We start from the raw sequence: 17,316 nt of genomic DNA, 5'->3' as shown, positions 1-17,316 counted from the left end.
GCGCACGCGCCTGCGCGGCGCCGCTCTCCGCGCACGGATCGGCGCCCGGCGGCCCCAAAGGGGTCCAGGCGCCCGAAACCGGCCGCGTGCGCGCAAGCTCCGCGGTGGGCCCTATAGTGCCGGCACCATGCACTTTCGCCCGGCCACGAGCTCCGACGTCCCCGCGATCCTCGACATGATGGAGGACTTCAACCGCCTGGAGCACATCCCGTGGCGCCGCGGACCGGGCGAGGCGCCCTTGCGGACGCTGATCGGCTCCCCCGGGCTCGGCACGGTGGTCCTCGGCCTCGACGGCGACACCCCGCTCGGCTACTTCGTGCTCACCTGGGGCTTCGACCTCGAGTGGGGCGGTCGCGACGCTTTCCTCACCGAGCTCTATCTCCGCGCCGAGGTCCGCGGCGCCGGCCGCGGCCGCGTGTTCCTCGACGCCGCCCTCGCCTCCGCCCGCGCCCACGGGGCCCGCGCCGTCCACCTGATGGTCCGCACCGACAACACCCCGGCGCTCGAGCTGTACCGCCGGGCCGGCTTCACCGCGCCCCCGCGGGTGCTCATGACCCGGCCGCTCGACTGAGCCGCCGGCGGCGCCGACAGGGCCCCTCGCGGCGGGAGCCGCCCGGCGGCCCTTGGGGTCGGCATCGCGGGGCTGGCTCATTCGACATGTTCCAAGGGATATGCCTGATGGGCCATGTTCTTTCGGGCATTCTTCTTGAACCATGTCCCGATCGCCCGGCTCGGCGGCGCAGGTCCGAAGGGGACAGGCCGCGGGCTCACAGCCCCGCGGCGGTCGCCTTCGCCGCGGCCGCGTCGAGCAGGTCCTGCAGCGCGAAGTTGTAGTCGAGCACGTGCAGGCCGAGGAAGCCGGGGTTGAACAGCGGCGCCATGACGTCGATCGGGTCGGTGCGTACGTCGTCCGCGTCGGGCTCGGGCGCGACCGCCAGGAAGTGCTCGCCGTCGCCGTCGGTCTGGCACGACAGCCCGTAGAAGTCGCGCATGACCACGAACGGGGTGTCGATCGCCGCGCCGAAGTCGATCTTGGGGAACACCGCCTCCTGATGGGTGAAGTTGGGGAAAAACGCCCCGCGGGCGCGCGCCGAGCCCCCGCCGGGCGCGGCCGGGTTGGTGCAGGCGACGTCGTTGCCCGGGATGTCGGGCGCGTTCGAGGTCCCCTCGGGCGGCAGCCCGGCCGCGTAGGTGCGGTAGGCGACGACGCAGCCGAGCTGCTCGGCGCTCTCGCACAGCGGGATGGTCGCCAGCGTGCCGCCGACCTGCTCGCCGAACGGCACGCTGAACGAGCCGCCGAGCAAGAACGCCGCCAGCAGCCGCTCGCGCAGCGCGGGGTCGGGCTCGACGACCTCCTGGATCAGCCGCGTCGTCATGTGCGTGCCCTGCGAGTGGCCGAGGATCAGCAGCGGCCGGCCGTCGGCGTGGCGCTCGAGGTAGCTCTCGAACGCGGCCAGCACGTCCTGGTACGCCGCCGTCAGCAGGGCCTCGGCCTCGCTGCTGCCGTAGGTGCCGATCGTCACCTGGTGGTAGAGCGGCGCGAACATCCGGCACATCGAGGTGAAGCGGGCCGCCTGGTTCAGCAGCGGGTCGAGCTCCTGGTCGAGGTCGTCGAAGCTCTCGGTCTGGCCCGGCTGCAGGCGGATGTCGACGGTCGGGTAGACGTAGAAGCAGTCGAACGCCGGCGCGGCCGCGATCGTGTGCTCGACGATCGCGGTGCCGCCGTCGGGCAGCAGCTCGGTCGCGGTCAGGTCGGCCGAGAGGCAGGCGTCGGCGTCGACCGGCTTGTCCGGGTGGCACAGCCACAGCGCCGGATCGTCGTAGCCCTCGAGCGGGGCGCCGGTGGTGCTCGCGTCGCTCCCGGTGCCGGTGGTCGGCGCGACCTCGGTGGTCGAGCCGGTGGTGGTCGTCGTCGCCGGATCGCCCGAGGTGCTGCCGGGGTCACCGGTCGACGTCTCACCGGCCGTGCCGTCGCTCTCGCCGCCGCAGGCGACGGACGCGAACAGGACGGCCAGCAGCAGGCGCGGGATCCGGGGAGCGGCGATCATCGCACCACGTAATGACCGGCGCCGCCGTCCTGTCAAGCGTCGCCGCGCCCGATCGCCGGGCCAGGCCCGGCGCCTCCGGGTACCCTCGCGCGGCAAGGATGGCACCCGGCGCCGGGTCGCATTCGCAGGACCGCCCGCCGCGGCTTTTGCCACAAAGCGAGCGAGCCGCACCGTCGTCGCTCGCACTCGCCGTGGCAAAGCGGCGCCGCCGTCGTCACTCGCACTTGCCGTGGTAAAGCGGCGCCGCCTTCTTCTGGGTGACGATGTCCTGCGGGTCGCCGTCGGCCGAGTAGTACCAGTCCTTCGTCGGTTGGCCCGTGCCGAAGTAGGCCACCAGGTCGCGCGCGACCTCCTGGGGGGCGGCCCACTGGGTGTTGTGCCCGATGTCGTCGATCTGCACGCCGTCGGGGCCGATCGGCCGCTTGCCGTACTGCTTGAACCAGTACTCGAGCTTGCACGCGTCGACGGCGACGTCGAGCGCGGCGCGCAGCGCCTGCTGGTCGGGGTCGTCGTAGAAGAACGCGTCCTGGGTGGCCCACAGGATCAGCGTCGGCACGCTCAGGTCCTGCAGGCGCTGGCTGTTGTCGGTCTGCAGCAGCGCCCGGGCCACGCCGATCCACGTGCCCATGCGCGTCGCCGCCGTCTCGGGCACGATCGAGGCCAGGTAGTCGGGGTCGGCCGCCGGGTCGACCACCCAGGCGCCCTCGATCCACGCCTGCGCGTCGGCGTCCGCGTCGAGCGGATCGAGCGCGTAGACCTCCTCGGGGAACGCGAGGCCCTGGGCCTCGAAGCCGGCCTTCCACGCGCCCTCGACCGGCTCGGCGAGGATGTAGTCCTGCAGCACCACGTTGCCGACCACGCTCGCCGCGGTGCCGATCAGCACCAGCCTGTCGACCCGCTGCGGGTGCGACAGGCCGAGCTCCTGGGCGACGAAGCTGCCCATCGAGTGGCCGACGATCGAGGCGCGGGCGATGCCCTTGGCGTCCATGAACGCGATCACGTCGTCGGCCATGTCGGCCGGCTCGAAGCACTGCGCCGGGGCGGCCGCGCAATCGGCCGCGGGCGGCATCGACGAGCCGCCGTGACCGCGCTGGTCGAGCACGTACACGTGGTAGTCGTCGTCGAGCTGGTGGAACGCCAGCGCCGTCGGCATGAACGAGCGCGAGGTATCGGTGTACCCGTGGAGGAAGATGACCACGTCGCCGTCGGGATCGCCGAGCTCGCGGTAGGCCATGTCGATGCCGGTGGACAGCGCGATGGTGTCGTGCTGCACCGGGCCCGAATCGCCGTCCAGCAGGTCATCGAGGAAACAGGCCGGAGAAGCGACGGCCAGCGCTGCCAACAACGATGAACGACGAATCACACGACGCATGAGCTGGTCCGGTCTTAGGCCAGGACCGAAACGCTCGCAACGGTGATCGCCCTGGCCTCGATTCAGGCCGGACGTGGCGACATCGTCCGGACAGCCGTGGCGAGCGCGATTCGCACGGCCTCGCGCGTGAACGGCTCGGCGAGTGTGGCCACGAAGCCCCGCGGCGGCGCGCCGTCGCCGAGGGCGATGGCCACGGCAAGCGGCGGGCAAGCGGCGTCGCCCTCGGCGATCCAGACGTCGACGCGCGGCTCGATCGGCGTCGCGGGCTCGCTCGCGCGCTCGACGGTGAGGCCGAGATGTCGCAATGTAGCCACCAGTGCGTCGCGGGACGGGGAGCTCGCACCGACGATCCGCGCGCACAGCCCCGTAAACGGCGAGATCTCGGCGGCCGGCGCCTGCTCGACCAGCGGCAGCTCGAACCAGAACAGCGAGCCCTCGCCCTCCTCGCTGTGATAGCCGATCGAGCCGCCCATCAGCTCGACCAGCCGCTTGCACACGCTGAGCCCGAGGCCGGTGCCGCCGTGCCTCCGCGCGTAGGAGCCGTCGACCTGCGTGAACAGCTGGAACATCCGCTCGCGCGCCTGCTCGGGGATGCCGATGCCGGTGTCCTCGACCTCGACGCGCAGGCGCGACTCGACCCGCCGCGCCCGCACCACCACGTCGCCGCGCGGCGTGAACTTGATGGCGTTGCCGACCAGGTTGAACAGCACCTGCCGCATGCGCCCCTGATCGCCGACGATCGCGGCGGGCAGCGCCGGATCGACGGCGACCGCCAGGTGCAGCCCGCGCGCCCGCGCCTGCGGCGTGAACAGCAGCACCACCGACTCGACCAGGCCCGCGGGGTCGAACGGCGCGGTCGACAGCTCGATGTGCCCGGCCTCGATGCGCGACAGGTCGAGGATGTCCTCGACGATCCGCAGCAGGTCGCGGCCGGCGCTGTCGATCGCGTCGGTGTAGCGCTTCAGCTCGGGGTCGGTCACGTCCTCGCGCAAGAGCTCGTTCATGCCGATGACGATGTTGAGCGGCGTGCGCAGCTCGTGGCTCATCGTCGCCAGGAACTCCGACTTGAGCTGCGAGGCCCGCTGCGCCCCGTCGCGGGCGACCTCGGCCTCGTGGTAGGCGGCGCCGAGCTGCCGGCCCATCTCGGCCACGGCGTGGGCGCTGTGATCGAGCTCGGCGATCACGATCGGCGGCGGCTCGACCACGTACTCGCCGGCGCCGATCCGGCGCACCAGGCCGTCGATGGCGAGCAGCGGCGTGACGACCTCGGCGGAGATCTGGCGCGCGCGCCGGGCGATGAACCACAAGAACCCGCAATAGAACGCGATGAGGCCGAAGACCATCCAGCCGCCGATCCGGAACAGGCGGTCGCCGAGGCTGGTGACCTGGGCGTAGATGTCGCGCTCGGGGGCGACGATGAGGAGCGTCCAGCCGGTCTGCGCCGCGGTGCCCCAGGCGACCACGTGCGGGCCCTTGAGGTCGACCGCGGCCACGCCCTGCGGCGCGCCGCGGATCTTCTCGGCCAGCACGGCGAGGTCGGGCCGCTTGAACAGGTTGAAGTCGTCGGGCTTGAAGGTGTCCTGGGTGATGACCTCGGTGTACGAGTGCTCGGTCAACTCGCGCAGGCCCCACTCGGCCTCGCCCGCCGGCGGCAGCGCCAGCAGCACGCCGTCCTTGCCGATCAGCACGCCGTAGCCGTTCCACGGCAGCTGCAGCTCGAGCACCTCGGCGATGATCGTCTTGGTGGTGATGTCGAGGCCGATCACGCCCTCGAGGAAGTCGCCGCGGTACACCGGGGCGATGCACGACACCATCCAGCCCTGCCCCGCCGGATCGACGTACGCGTCGGTCCACACCGCCTCGCGCGCCGGGTTGTGCCTGGCGTCGGCCTCGTAATAGAAGTTGTACGAGGGGATGTCCATCCGCGCGCCGTACTGCGCCAGGCTGTCGACCGCGGGCAGGATCCGGTTCATCGAGTCGAACGAGTTGAAGTACAGCTGGACGATCAGCGGATTGCTCGCCAGGATGTCGCGCATCACCGGGTCGAGCTGGGCCGTGCGCGCGACCTTGTCGAGCTCGGCCGGCCCGATCGGCGTCGCCGCGCTGTAGTACACCGAGCTGCCGGGCGCGCCGGGCTCGGTGTAGAAGACGCCGTCGGGCGAGGTCTTGTAGGTCGCCCGCTGCTCCGGCGTCAGCTCGTACGGCCGCGCCAGCGCCTCCTGGGTCTGCCGGGCGTAGAGCGTCGCCATCTGCCGCACCCCGGCGAGCTGGCCGTCGATGATCGCCGCCTTGCTGACGGCGATCCGCGCCAGCTCGGCGTCGGCGATCTCGCGCACCGCCGCCAGGTTCTCGCGCGTGCCCGCGACGTTCGCCAGCAAGTAGACGGCGATCAGCGCGATCTCGACGAGCAACAACGGGAGCAGCGCGACCCGCAGGAAGGCGCGCCAGACGTGCTGTCGGAGCAGCAGTGGCGGGCGGACGGACAAGTGCCCCTACGTATCACGATCCGCCCGGGCATGACCGCCCGCGTGTCGGGCGCCGGACCGCCGCCGCCCGCAGGCTCGGAGCAGGCCCGATGAACGCCTCTGCGCCGGATTCACCGTACGCGGGATCCAGCGCCTGAGGATGGGCCGTGCCCCGATTGCGGGCACCGCCAGGGCCGCCGATCCGGGGCCCGCGTGCTGCGAATTCGGGCCACGCGGTCCGCTGCGGCGGCCGCGTCCGCATCGGCGGTCCGCGTCATTTCGCGCACCGCGGCGGCCCCGCAGCGCCGACCTGTCCTGTCACCAGATGTCCCTTCGGACATCTCGTCCGCCCGGCCGCCCGCGGTACGCTGGCGGCGGAGGAGACCATGGGCGTCCTGGCGATCTGGCGCTACCCCGTCAAGGCGATGCTGGGCGAGTCGCTGCCCGAGACCTACGTCGATCACGCGGGCTGCGTCGGCGATCGGCGATACGTGGCGGTCGACGTCGACACCGGCGAGAGGATCGCCAACAAGCGCGGGCCGACGCACCCGGCCCTGCGCGCCTGTCGGGCTGCGCTGCTCGCCGATCGCGACGAGCCGCTGCCGCTGCGCGTGACGCTGCCCGACGGCGAGGTCGTCGAGGGCGCGGAGGTCGAGCCGGCGCTGTCGTCGCTGCTCGGCCGCCGCGTGCGCCTGCAGGCCGCCCACGACGCCCCCGGCCGCTTCGCCGCGCCCGGCCGCCACCAGGACTTCGCCCCCGTCCACGTGCTGACCACCCGGACCCTGGCGCACCTGCGGGCGCTACAGCCCGAGGTCGACTGGGACGTCCGCCGCTTCCGCGCCAACTTCCTGCTCGACGACGGGGACGCGCCCGGCGCCTTCTCGGAGGACGCGCTGCTCGGCCGCGACCTCCGCGGCCCCTCGGGCCTGACGCTGGCGGTCGGCCTGCCGACCCCGCGCTGCGTCGTCGTCACCCGCGCCCACGAGGAGCTCCCCGCCGACCCGCGGACGCTGCGGACGCTCGCCGAGCACCACGAGTTCGACCTCGGCCCGTTCGGCCGCCACGCCTGCGCCGGCGCCTACGCGGAGACGCGCGCGCCGGGGCGCGTCCGCGTCGGCGACGTCCTGGTCCCCGAGGGCGACGCCGGCCCCCCTCCGCCGCGATCGCGACCTCGCTGGCCCGCGTGCAGGCGCTGCTGGCCGGCGCGGCGCCAGCTTAAAAAACATGTGCGATCGGGCATGCCCGCGGCGACATGTCCCGAAGCGCACCCGACAGTCATGTCATGATAATGACATGACCCAAAAGACATGTCATGGCAATCGCGCTCGCCCCTCACGCGCCCCGCGTCACGGCCTGGCGCGGCTCTCGGCCCGGCCGATGCAGTCCGCGAGGCGATAGCCGGCCAGCGCCGCCCGGCGCATCGCCAGCACGCGCGAGGCCTGCAGGTAGCGCCGGTCGAGCGCGACCGGGAACGGCGAGGTCGCGCCGGCCTTCGGCGGGGCCACCAGCGCGGCGCGCAGGCGGGCGTCGTACACGCTCGAGTCGGCGGCGCGGAAGCTCTCGTCCAGCCAGAGATTGACCATCGCCTCCACCCCGGCCGAATCGTCGGAGCCCGCCAGCTCCGCCTTCAGGCTCCGCCGCGGGTTGGCCGCGACGATGCGGCGCTTGACCGCGCGCTCGGTCTTCGGATCGTCGGCGAGCAGGTCGTCCCACACCGCGTGCAGCCGCGTCGGCGTCGTCCCGGCCGGGCCCGGCGGCGCGACGATGAAGGCGTTGCCGCCGAAATCGCCCTGCGGCAGGTACCGCGCCGAGAACAGCGCGGCCGAGTGCAGCGGCTGGTGCGAATCGCCGACCAGGTGCAGCACCCAGGCCAGCGCGACCGCCCGTCGCTCGGCCGACAGGCTGCGGTCCTCGAGCTCGCGCAGCGCGTTCGGCAGCGCCTGCTGGACCCCGACCGGCCGCGCGGCGGGCGGAGCCGCGGCCGGCAGCGCGTACGGGTCGACGTGGATCGGCTTGTTGTCGTAGTGCCACGTCGGGTTGTCGTAGCGCTTGACGTCGGCGAGCCGGCGCTCGAGCTCGGCCTTCTCCGCCCCAACCGGCAACGCCGCGATCTTGTCCGCCAGCTGCCGGTTCGCGCCCTTCAGCAGGTCGGGCCAGATCGCGGCGTGCATGAACACCCACTGCCGCCGCTCGGCGTCGTCGGCCGGGCGGGCCGCGATCTCGGGCGGCATGCGGGCCGCGAAGTCTTCGGCGAAGCGCGGGTGACGGACCAGCAGCTCCGAGGCGAACAGCTGCTGCGCCCGCGTCAGCTCGTCCCAGGCGATCCGGGCGACGATCCGGTGCCCGCTCTCGTTCCAGGCCCGGGCCGTCCCCGGGGCCGCGACGATCGCCGCGGCGATCGTCCACCTCGCTGCCGTCCTCCCGCGCATTCGCTCCTCCGCGCGCGGATGCTACCGCAGCCCCGGCGCCGCGGGTCTGCCACAATGGCGCGCGCCATGCCCTACTACGGCCACCGCTGCGCGACCGTGCCGCAGCGCCACCGCGACGCCTGGTGGGTCTGCACCGCGTGCATGCCCGACTTCGTGCCGAAGTGCGGGCTCTGCTCCGCCGTCGCGCCGATCGTCGATCGCCAGCCGGGCTTCGTCGGCCACGCCTACGGCCACCTCTGCCCGGCCTGCGTCGCCCGCGTGAAGCAGGCCGGGCCCTGGCGCGAGCGGCGGGCCCGGGCCGCCGAGGCCCGGCGCGACGCCCTCCGCGCCCGCTTCCCCGGGCTCGCGGTGGTGCGCGCCGCGCCGGCCGTGATCCAGCTCGCCGGTGAGATTGACGGCCGCCGCGTCGAGGTCCGCCTGCGCCTCACCACCCGCCAGGACTGCAACGACCGCCACGTCTTCCACGTGCAGCACGACGTCGGCACGCTCGACGCGGCGTCGCTCGAGCTGCCCGAGGGCCTGCGATCGAAGCTCGCCCGCGGCTCGCCCACGTACACGCAGACCGCGGTCCGCTGGCTCCGCGTCGCCTTCGCCCACCTCGGCAAGCTCGACACCGTCGTCGCGCTCGAGCACCTGCTCGCGCGCACGCGGCCGCCCGCGTCGTGACCGCGCGACCTCGCGTGCGCGCTCGATCGGCCACCCGCGGACCGGCGCATCCACGCGGGGCTGCGCCGGCTCGGCGCCGCGCCGACGAGCGACCTCCCGGGCCTGGATCCGCCAGTTCGTCCGCTGGCCCTCCTCGCCGAGATCGATGGCGATCCTGGGATCATGCCACCTGGCGCTCGACCGGGCCGAGCCTCGTCGGCGTCGCGCGGGACGATCGAGCATGGCGCTCACGCAATCCCTGCCGGGCGAGATCTTGCCGCGAGCAGGCCAGCGTCACCGCGACACCCGTGTCGCGGTCCGCGAGCCCTTCGTGGCCACCCTCGGCGGGGCCGAGACCTGACCGAGAGGCACGGACCGCCTGCGAGGCCGGGCCCGCATGCCCGCCGCGCGCCGTGGCAACCGGAGGGCGCGAGGAGCCTGGTGCGCGGGCGGGCGCACCCGTGGCCGCGACACCCGCTTCACGGGCACATCGCCGTGAAGGTCCGGTAGAGTGAACGAGCGACCCCGTGTCGCCGGCATGCTCTGGCTCTCTTCCATCGCGTTCGTCGTGCTCGTGCTCGGGCCGCCGGCGTCGCCCGCGGACGACGGCGCTGCGCGGGGCGAGGCGGCCGCGAATTCGGGGCCGCGCGAGCTCCCGGACCGCGCCGGCGCTCCCCTCCGCGATCCGCTCGCCTCCCGCGAAACGGCGGCCATGCCGGTCCAGGGGGCCGCGCCTCTCGGTCCCGGGAGCGGCCCCGCAGCGCCCGCGTCGCCCGTGCCCGCGGACGGCGTCGCCCCGCTCGCGGGCACCCTCGCCGCGCCGGACGCCGCCCCCTCGTCGCTCCCGACCGACGGCCTCACGCCTCTCGAACGGGGCACTCGTCCCCCGGTCGGCTCGGCGACGCCCCTCGCACCTTTCGGCTCCGGGCCCGCGCTGCCCCCCACCGCCCCCACCGATCCGCGGACGCTCCGCGCGGTCCGGATCGATCTCCTCGCGGGCCCCGTCTGGCGGAGCCGGACCACCGACGCGCAGGTCCTCGTCAACCTCGAGGCCGGGCGCCTGCAAGGCTTCTCCGGCACCTTCCACGTCGGCGTGGTCGTCGCTCCCGACCGCGGCATCGTCGACGCCATCGACCTCCCGATCGGCGCCGGTTTCGTCGCCCGGCGGCGCCTGGGTCGGCGTTCGGTCTACGGCAGCGTCGGCCTCACGGCCGGCCTCCTCGTCCACCGGGCCGCCACGGACCTGGGCCTCGTCCACCGCGTCGACCCCGACTTTCAGCTCCCCCTCAAGTTCGCCTGGAGCGCCGGGCGGGTCGGGTTCAGCCTCGCCCTGCTCCAGGGCTTCAGCGTCCGCACCCGGACCTATGAGCGCCGGGGAGTCGAGGTCTGGAAGCGGATCCCCTACCGCATCGGCTTCGCGGTTGGGCTACACTTCGACATTGGGGTCGGCAGGGCGAAACCGCGCCGCGCCCGATCGAGAGGGTTATGATGATGACTTATCTTCGCTTGTTCGCCGTGTGCTCGCTGGTTTTGACGGGCTGCCAGGACGCGATCGATCTCGATCCGCTCGACAACTCGCCGGTCGTCGAATCCACCGTCCGCCCGCCGCCGATCCTCGGCGGCACGCTCACGCTGACCGACGACGGCATTGCGATCGCCGCCGACCCCGACCGCGACCTCGTGCATGTCGTCGACCTCGACGCCGGCGAGGTCCGCCACACCATCGCCCTCGAGCCCGGCGATCAGCCGCACCGGGTCGCGCTCGGCAGCGACGGCCTGGCCCACGTCGTCCTCCGCGGCGCCGGCGGCATCGCCACCATCGACCCGCACGAGGGCACCGTCACCGCGCGCCACGGCCTCTGCCCCGAGCCCCGCGGCATCGCCTTCCACGACGAGGACAGCTCGCTCTACGTCGCCTGCGCCGGCGGCTCGCTGCTCCGCCTCTCGGAGGCCGGCGCGGTCCAGGAGCGGTGGGAGCTCGAGCCCGACCTGCGCGACGTCCTCATCGTCGGCGGCGAGGTCAAGGTCTCGCTGTTCCGCGAGGCGGCGGTCCTCGGCCTCGACGGCACCCGCCTCGCGGTCCGGCCCACCGCCGACTTCCTCCCCCACGTCGCCTGGCGCACCTGGGTCACCGAGTTCGGCGACGTGGCGATGCTCCACCAGATGGCGAGCATCAAGCCCGTCCCGATCGACCCCGGCCCCGACGAGCTCCCCGACGGCGGCGCGCCCTACGGCGGCGGCGGCGTCTGCGATCTCGGCCTCGTCAGCGCCGCGATCACGATCTTCTCCGACAACGAAGTCCGGACCACCCCGCTGCTCGGCTCCAGGCTCACCGTCGACGCCGCGCTGTCGTCCGACGGCATGGTGGCGATGGCGGTCCCCGGCGTCGTCCGCCCCGAAGATCGGGTCGAGTCCAAGCGACCTGGCCGCGATGACAGCGTCTCCTTCGACCCCGCCCGCAGCGCGCTGCGGGTCGATGACCCCGACCAGCCCGGCTGCGGCAGCTTCGACGAGAACGACTACGGCCAGGTCACCGCGGTCGCCTACGCCGCGGACGGCCGCCTGGTCGTGCAGAGCCGCGAGCCCGCGCAGATCGTCGTCATGGACGACGGTGCACCCGGCGGCGGCTTCGCGACCATCCCGCTCGTCGGTGAGCCGCGCTTCGACACCGGCCACGAGATCTTCCACCGCGCCACCGACTCGGGCCTCAGCTGCGCCTCGTGCCACCCCGAGGGCACCGACGACGGCCACGTCTGGGACTTCGCCGGCCTCGGCCCGCGGCGCACCCAGGCGCTCGACGTCGGCCTCCGCGACACCGCCCCGTACCACTGGGACGGCGACATGGCCGACTTCGACGTGCTGATGGCCGAGGTCCTCGCCCATCGCATGGGCGGCAAGCGCCAGTCCCCGGAGCGCGGCGACTCGTTCACGCGGTGGATGTTCGAGCAGCAGCGACCGGCGCTTGCCGCCGGCAGCGCCGATCCGGCGCTCGCGGCCGCCGGCGAGAAGCTGTTCGTCTCCTACGGCTGCGCGACCTGCCACGACGGCCCCGCCTTCGGCGGCCAGCGGACCGAGCGGATCGCCGGCGTCGCCAAGCAGGTCCCGACCCTGCGGCGGATCTCGCTGCACCCGCCGTACATGCACGACGGCCGCGCCGCGACGCTCGAGGCGGCGATCCAGGACATGGTCGAGACCACGCGCGGGACGACCGCCCCGGACGCCGACGTCGACGCGATCGCGGCCTACCTGCGCGAGCTCTGACCCGCGCATGATCGTCGTCACCGGCACCAAGCGATCCGGCACGTCGATGTGGATGCACGTGCTGGTCGCGGCCGGCCTGCCGTGCATCGGCGAGCGCTTCCCGGCCGGCTGGGGCGAGCTCCTCCGCGACGCCAACCCCGACGGCTTCTTCGAGTCCGAGCTGATGGGCGGCATCAACTATCGGACCAATCCGCACCCGCTCACCGGCGCCTACCTGGCGCCGCAGGCGACCCGCGACCACGCCGTCAAAGTCTTCATCCCCGGGCTCGTCCGCAGCGACGTCGCCTTCCTCGACCGCTGCATCGCCACCGTCCGCGACTGGCGCGAGTACGTCGCCTCGATCCGCCGCCTCGGTGGCGGCGACGCCGGCTTGCCGCCCGCGCTCGACTGGTGGTGCTCCAACTTCGCGCTGATCCGCGACCTCGCGATCCGCGGCTACCCGGCCCACGTCGTCTCCTACGACAGCTTCCTCCGCGACCCCGAGCGGGTCGCCGCCGAGGTGCTGGCGTGGATCGGCCGCGGCGATCCGGCGGCGGCCGCCCGCGTGGTCCAGCCCGAGCGGAAGCGCCAGCCGGGCGGCGCGGCCGACGGCGCCCTCGCCGACGGCGTCGACGCGCGCCACCTCGAGGTCTTCGACGAGCTCTACGCCTGCATCGACGCCGGCCGCCCGCTGAGCGCGAGCTTCATCGAGCGGCTCAACGCCGTCGACCGGGCGCTGCGCCCGATGGTCCTCGAGCGGCGGGCCGTCGGCGAAGCCAAACTGGTGGCCGACATTTTCGGGCGGCGGTGATACCCTCCCGATGATGGTGTCAGGGCCCTCCGAGCTCCACCTGCGCTTCCGCGACGACGCGGCCGCCGACCCGCTCGCGCCGCCCGACGTCGCCGCCTTCCTGCGCTCCTCCGCGCCGGTCGCCGACCCGCTCGCGCCGCCCGACGCCGCCGCCTTCGCGCGCTCGGCCTCGCCGGACGTCGACCCGCTCCTCGACGACGAGCTCGGCGTGCTCCCCGGCGCGAGCACCCTCGATCCCGACGACCCTCTCGTCCTCTTCTTCCGCCAGCCCGAGTTCGGGATCCCGGCCCCCGGGTACGACCATCGGCTCCCCGACCTCGGCGATTGGTCCGTCCGCCCGACGACCTTCGGCTGGATCGCCCACGTCCCCCCCGCGCGCGGCGCCGGGCCCCGACGCGCCGCCCAGGTGCTGGCGGGCTGCCTCGCCCTCGCCCTGCCGACCGCCGCCCTCGCGCAGGCGCCCGCGGCCCCGCAGCCGCCCGTCCAGGCGCCCGCGAGCCGGCCCACCGCGCGCGAGGTGGCGAAGAAGCCCGAGCCCGCGCCCGTGACGGCACCCGCGCCCGCGCCCGCGCCCGCGGACCCGCTCGCGTCGTCGCCCGCCTCCCCGCCCCCGCCCGCGACCGAGCCCGAGTCCGCCGCGCCGCCTCCGTCGCCGGCCCCGCCCCCGGCGTACGGCGCCGCCGTCGACGTGAACACGGCAGTGACCGACGCCGCCTGGGAGGGCGTCGACGGCTTCGACGTCGTCGTCGAGCTCAAGGGCGGCAAGGTCCTCCGCGGGCGCGTCGGCGCCGTTCAGGTCGAGACGTTCACCCTGATCGACTCCAGCTCGGGGCAGATCCTCGTGATCCCCAAGAGCGGCGTCGCCTCGCTGCGCGCCCACGTCCCCCCGCCGCTCCCCGCCAGCACCGGAAGCGGCCTCATCGCCGGCGGCAGCGTCCTCACCGCGCTCGGCGGCCCGCTCTTCATCACCGGCGTCGTGTTCCTCGGCATCTGCCCGTCGTGCGTCGAACTCCACCTGCCGATGCTGGTCATCGGCGCCGGCGGCCTCGGCGGCGGCATCCCGATGATCTCGCGCGGCCTCCAGCGCCGGAACGCCTTCCAGAAGGCCCTCCGCGAGCACCGGCTCGCCCCGTCGGTGACGCGCACGCCCTACGGCGGGTGGAGCGGCGGGCTGCAGATCCGCTTCTAGCCCCTGCTCGCCGCGGCGGACCCCAGAGACATGCTCCTCCGGACATGTCCTATAAAACATTGCGAAAAGCGCATGTCCTGAAGTTCAGCCGCGCGCTCGGCTCGATCGCCGGTCGTCGCTCACGCCGGATCGCGGCAGCGCCTCAGGACCGTGTCTCGCCGCAGCGCCCGCATCAGGACCCGAGCGACGGTCGCCACGCCGGCTGCGGCGACGTCTCACCCCACCGCCCCGAGGAAGTGCCTCGCTCCCATTTCACCGCTCACGACGCCAGGCGCGACCGGTCGCGCGGCGAGCCGCGCGGCGAGCCGCTCGACCTCGGCCTCCGCCGCCGCGATCGAGGCCCGGAAGCGGCCGTCCTGGAACTCGTCGAAGCCGACGCGGACGAACGTGACGTCGGTCAGGCCCATGAAGCCGAGGCAGGTCGCCAGGTGCGGCTCGAGGAAATTGAGGTGCGCCAGCTCGCCCCCCGGGTTCAGGGCCCCGTCGCCGACGGAGGTGATCACGACCACCGGGCGGGCGCGCAGCAGCGGCTGGTAGGGCTCCGCGGCCGCCGCGTCGAAGTCGAACGTGCGGCCCACGCGGATCACCTGATCGAAGTACGCCTTGAGCTGCGCCGGCATCCCGAAGTTGTACATCGGCGCCCCGATCACGATCGCATCGGCCGCGTCGAGCTCGTCGATCAGCACCTCGCTCGGCCGCAGGGCCGCGCGCCCTTCCTCCGAGCGGGCCGCGGGATCTGCGAACGCGGCCGCGATCCACGGCTCGTCGACCGGCGGCGGCGGGTCCAGCCCGACGTCCCGGTGGACGACCGTACCGCCGGGCTCGTGCGCGCGCCAGACCTCGGCGAAGCGGCGGGTGAGGCGACGGGTGATCGAGCGGGTGACACGCCCGCTGGCATCGACGACGAGGAGCTTGTGCATGGCGAGGAATGTAGCGGCGGCCCTCGCTGCGCGCCTCGTCGTAAAATATTGAGTCACTCACCGAAAAGTGAGCGGCTCAGGCGACTCGCGTCCGTCGCGTGCCGCGGCGCGCGAGGTAGCCCACGCCCCACGTTTCGAGCTGGTCCAGCACGCCCGACAGCGTCTTCCCCGCCTCGCTGAGCGCATACTCGACGCGGAACGGGGTCTCCTCCGGGTGGACGGTGCGGACGACGACCCCGTCGGCCTCGAGCTGGCGCAGCTGCACCGTCAGCGCTTGGGCCGTGATGCCCGCGAGCGCGGCCTGCAGCTGGGAGAAGCGCCGCGGACCGTCCTTGAGCTCGTACAGGATCGACGGCTTCCAGCGCCCGCGGATGACGTCGAGCGCGGCGCGGACGGGGCAGTCCTCGTGGAGCCGGTCGAACTTCTGCTCGTAATCGGCGAGGGACTTCATCCCGCAACGCTACCCCGGCCGCAGCGGCGCGACAACCGCGGCGCGGACCTCGCGGACCTCGCACCGCCGCTGTCGCTGCTCCACGCGACGTGAGGCTCGACCACGCCGACGCGAGCTCCGCCGCCGACCGGGACTCAGCGCTCGTAGGGGCCGACGTCCGGCGCCTCGCCCTTCGGGCGGGCCTTGCCGTCGAGATCGAAGGCCGGAGCGTACTCGGGGCTGCCGGCGTCGATCATCGGGCTCATCGGGCCGAGGTGGAAGTCGCCGCTGGGGTCGAGCGCATAACCGACGAGCTGCGGATCGTCCGTCGTGGCGTGGTCGCCGCTCGGGTCGGTCATCCAAAAATTGTTGTGGGAGACCAGGTGATTCGGCCCGTCGTACAGCACCATCCCGATGCGGTCGGCGTACAGGATGTTGTTCGTCACGTAATAGTCGGTGAACTCGCAGGTGATCTGGCCGCACGGCGAGTCGCCGTTGCCGAGGACGATCCCGTCGGTGTTCGAGGTCAGGTTGTTGGAGACGGTGACGTAGTTGGCGTTGTGCCAGCCGTGGATGCCCCAGCCGGAGACGTTGTAGACGATGTTGTTGTAGACCTTCGCGTGCGGGTGCGAGACGTAGATCCCCTGGACGAACCCGGCGTTCTCGCCGGGGTTGCCGATGTCGTGCACGACGTTGTTGAAGATCTCGACGTCCTCGCCCTGATACGGCTTGTCGGACACCCAGCCGGCCGAGAGGATGCCCGCGCCGCCGCTGCCGCCGCGGGTCTTGGCGACGATCCCGTACACATGATTGTTGAAGATCCGGCAGTGATTGGCGAGCTTGCCGTCGCCGTTGGAGATGCCGAGGCCGATGCTCTCGTCGGTGGTGGTGACCTCGAAGCCGTCGATGTCGACGTAGTCGCCGACGTTCTGCAGCGGGATGGTGGGGGCGGAGACCTTGGCCTGCCAGCGCTCGACCGAGACGTAGTGAATGCGCGCGTCCGCGGTCCCGTGGGCGGTGTTCTTGAAGGCGCCGTAGTCGCCGGGGTACACGCAGACGGTGTCACCCGCGGCGACGATGCCGGTCGCCGCCTGGATCGTGGCGAGCGCCTGGTCCTTGGCCTTGCCGGAGTTGCCGTCGTCGCCGGTGAGCTGGTCGACGAAGATGGTGCAGGCGCGCTCGTCGAAGGTGGTCGACGGCGGCTCCTCGTCGACGCCCGTGGTCGTGCCGCCGCTGCTGCTGTCGCCGGTGCTGTCCGTGTCGCCGGTCGAACCAGCGGTGGCGTCGGTGGCCCCTTCGCTGTCGGAGGAAGTCGGGGCGGTGGTGCCCTCCGTGTCGCTCGCGGTCGTGGGCGAGAGGCTGTCGTCGGCCGTGCTGCTCCCGGTGTCGGCGGTGCCCGTCTCGCTGCCGCTGCTGCTACCGGTGCTCCCGTCGTCGGTGGTGTTCGGCGAGGACGAGCACGCGAGCAGCGTCGCGCCGATGATGCAGGTCGAGATCGGCGCATGGATGCTTTGAAGCAATAGTGACATGGCGGCGAGAAACTATGAGCGGACCGATCCGATGTCAATATGAAATCGGGATGGGTGCCGAAGGCCGCAGACCTGCTCGCAATGTCGTCACGAGCGACGCAGCGCTTCGGTCTGGCGTGAAGGAGCGAGCGGGGCGGCCTGCGCGAGCGCCTGGGCATCGCGCGCGCCGGAGCGGCGCGGTCGCGCTGGCGGCGATGCTGCCGACCGCGGGCGGAGGGGCCAGCGGCGACGAAATCGG

The 17,316-nt window shown here is 73.1% G+C and carries 14 protein-coding genes; 7 read left to right on the top strand and 7 right to left on the bottom strand.

Features of this window, described 5'->3' with window-relative positions; genetic code table 11:
* Nucleotides 1-127: 127 nt before the first annotated feature.
* The gene (locus tag NAEX_RS38300) at nt 128-571 is read left to right on the top strand and encodes a GNAT family N-acetyltransferase (protein ID WP_096332411.1); all 444 of its coding nucleotides are present in this window, start codon (nt 128-130) and stop codon (nt 569-571) included.
* Between the two features lie 196 nt (nt 572-767).
* On the opposite strand, the gene NAEX_RS38295 is transcribed toward NAEX_RS38300, so the two are convergent.
* The 3 genes from NAEX_RS38295 to NAEX_RS51395 form a co-directional block, all read right to left on the bottom strand.
* Complete coding sequence (locus NAEX_RS38295; RefSeq protein WP_096332410.1) at nt 768-2,048, bottom strand: DUF3089 domain-containing protein; 1,281 nt, start codon at nt 2,046-2,048, stop codon at nt 768-770.
* Between the two features lie 214 nt (nt 2,049-2,262).
* Complete coding sequence (locus tag NAEX_RS38290) at nt 2,263-3,411, bottom strand: alpha/beta fold hydrolase (RefSeq protein WP_170136364.1); 1,149 nt, start codon at nt 3,409-3,411, stop codon at nt 2,263-2,265.
* Between the two features lie 71 nt (nt 3,412-3,482).
* On the bottom strand, nt 3,483-5,906 hold the full coding sequence (locus tag NAEX_RS51395) for a sensor histidine kinase (RefSeq protein ID WP_096332408.1): 2,424 nt from the start codon (nt 5,904-5,906) through the stop codon (nt 3,483-3,485).
* 365 nt (nt 5,907-6,271) lie between these two features.
* Here NAEX_RS51395 and NAEX_RS38280 point away from each other — a divergent pair, with 365 nt between their 5' ends.
* Entirely contained in the window at nt 6,272-7,171 is a 900-nt protein-coding gene (locus NAEX_RS38280) for an MOSC domain-containing protein (protein WP_096332407.1), read from the top strand.
* A gap of 60 nt (nt 7,172-7,231) precedes the next feature.
* On the opposite strand, the gene NAEX_RS38275 is transcribed toward NAEX_RS38280, so the two are convergent.
* Nucleotides 7,232-8,314 (bottom strand): S1/P1 nuclease, encoded by a 1,083-nt coding sequence (locus NAEX_RS38275; protein ID WP_096332406.1) that lies wholly within the window; start codon nt 8,312-8,314, stop codon nt 7,232-7,234.
* A 66-nt stretch (nt 8,315-8,380) separates the two neighbouring features.
* Between NAEX_RS38275 and NAEX_RS38270 the strand changes: the two genes are divergently transcribed.
* From NAEX_RS38270 to NAEX_RS51390, 5 genes are all read left to right on the top strand, one after another.
* Nucleotides 8,381-8,980, top strand: a complete 600-nt coding sequence (locus NAEX_RS38270; protein ID WP_143825712.1) for a hypothetical protein — start codon at nt 8,381-8,383, stop codon at nt 8,978-8,980.
* A 754-nt stretch (nt 8,981-9,734) separates the two neighbouring features.
* Nucleotides 9,735-10,448 (top strand): hypothetical protein, encoded by a 714-nt coding sequence (locus NAEX_RS38265; RefSeq protein ID WP_143825711.1) that lies wholly within the window; start codon nt 9,735-9,737, stop codon nt 10,446-10,448.
* Between the two features lie 2 nt (nt 10,449-10,450).
* Complete coding sequence (locus NAEX_RS38260) at nt 10,451-12,220, top strand: c-type cytochrome (protein WP_143825710.1); 1,770 nt, start codon at nt 10,451-10,453, stop codon at nt 12,218-12,220.
* Nucleotides 12,221-12,227: 7 nt separating this feature from the next.
* On the top strand, nt 12,228-13,010 hold the full coding sequence (locus NAEX_RS38255; RefSeq protein WP_096332402.1) for a hypothetical protein: 783 nt from the start codon (nt 12,228-12,230) through the stop codon (nt 13,008-13,010).
* Nucleotides 13,011-13,023: 13 nt separating this feature from the next.
* On the top strand, nt 13,024-14,199 hold the full coding sequence (locus NAEX_RS51390) for a hypothetical protein (RefSeq protein ID WP_211302546.1): 1,176 nt from the start codon (nt 13,024-13,026) through the stop codon (nt 14,197-14,199).
* A 215-nt stretch (nt 14,200-14,414) separates the two neighbouring features.
* On the opposite strand, the gene NAEX_RS38245 is transcribed toward NAEX_RS51390, so the two are convergent.
* The 3 genes from NAEX_RS38245 to NAEX_RS38235 form a co-directional block, all read right to left on the bottom strand.
* The gene (locus tag NAEX_RS38245; RefSeq protein ID WP_096332401.1) at nt 14,415-15,119 is read right to left on the bottom strand and encodes an FMN-dependent NADH-azoreductase; all 705 of its coding nucleotides are present in this window, start codon (nt 15,117-15,119) and stop codon (nt 14,415-14,417) included.
* A 76-nt stretch (nt 15,120-15,195) separates the two neighbouring features.
* Nucleotides 15,196-15,570, bottom strand: a complete 375-nt coding sequence (locus NAEX_RS38240) for a winged helix-turn-helix transcriptional regulator (protein WP_096332400.1) — start codon at nt 15,568-15,570, stop codon at nt 15,196-15,198.
* A gap of 134 nt (nt 15,571-15,704) precedes the next feature.
* A complete protein-coding gene (locus NAEX_RS38235) occupies nt 15,705-17,078 on the bottom strand; it encodes a right-handed parallel beta-helix repeat-containing protein (protein ID WP_143141575.1) in 1,374 nt (457 codons plus the stop codon).
* Nucleotides 17,079-17,316: the final 238 nt, after the last annotated feature.

Source organism: Nannocystis exedens, assembly GCF_002343915.1.
GTDB lineage: Bacteria > Myxococcota_A > Polyangia > Nannocystales > Nannocystaceae > Nannocystis > Nannocystis exedens.
The sequence above is the reverse complement of the archived record's forward strand: the minus strand, read 5'-3'. Positions and strand labels throughout refer to the sequence as shown.

Bases quoted from the DNA above. Each gene is read 5' to 3' on its own strand.
- NAEX_RS38280 (WP_096332407.1), top strand. From the start codon at position 6,272: ATGGGCGTCCTGGCGATCTGGCGCTACCCCGTCAAGGCGATGCTGGGC.
- NAEX_RS38270 (WP_143825712.1), top strand. From the start codon at position 8,381: ATGCCCTACTACGGCCACCGCTGCGCGACCGTGCCGCAGCGCCACCGC.
- NAEX_RS38275 (WP_096332406.1), bottom strand. From the start codon at position 8,314: ATGCGCGGGAGGACGGCAGCGAGGTGGACGATCGCCGCGGCGATCGTC.
- NAEX_RS38240 (WP_096332400.1), bottom strand. From the start codon at position 15,570: ATGAAGTCCCTCGCCGATTACGAGCAGAAGTTCGACCGGCTCCACGAG.
- NAEX_RS38260 (WP_143825710.1), top strand. From the start codon at position 10,451: ATGACTTATCTTCGCTTGTTCGCCGTGTGCTCGCTGGTTTTGACGGGC.
- NAEX_RS38235 (WP_143141575.1), bottom strand. From the start codon at position 17,078: ATGTCACTATTGCTTCAAAGCATCCATGCGCCGATCTCGACCTGCATC.
- NAEX_RS51390 (WP_211302546.1), top strand. From the start codon at position 13,024: ATGGTGTCAGGGCCCTCCGAGCTCCACCTGCGCTTCCGCGACGACGCG.
- NAEX_RS38255 (WP_096332402.1), top strand. From the start codon at position 12,228: ATGATCGTCGTCACCGGCACCAAGCGATCCGGCACGTCGATGTGGATG.
- NAEX_RS38245 (WP_096332401.1), bottom strand. From the start codon at position 15,119: ATGCACAAGCTCCTCGTCGTCGATGCCAGCGGGCGTGTCACCCGCTCG.
- NAEX_RS38300 (WP_096332411.1), top strand. From the start codon at position 128: ATGCACTTTCGCCCGGCCACGAGCTCCGACGTCCCCGCGATCCTCGAC.
- NAEX_RS38295 (WP_096332410.1), bottom strand. From the start codon at position 2,048: ATGATCGCCGCTCCCCGGATCCCGCGCCTGCTGCTGGCCGTCCTGTTC.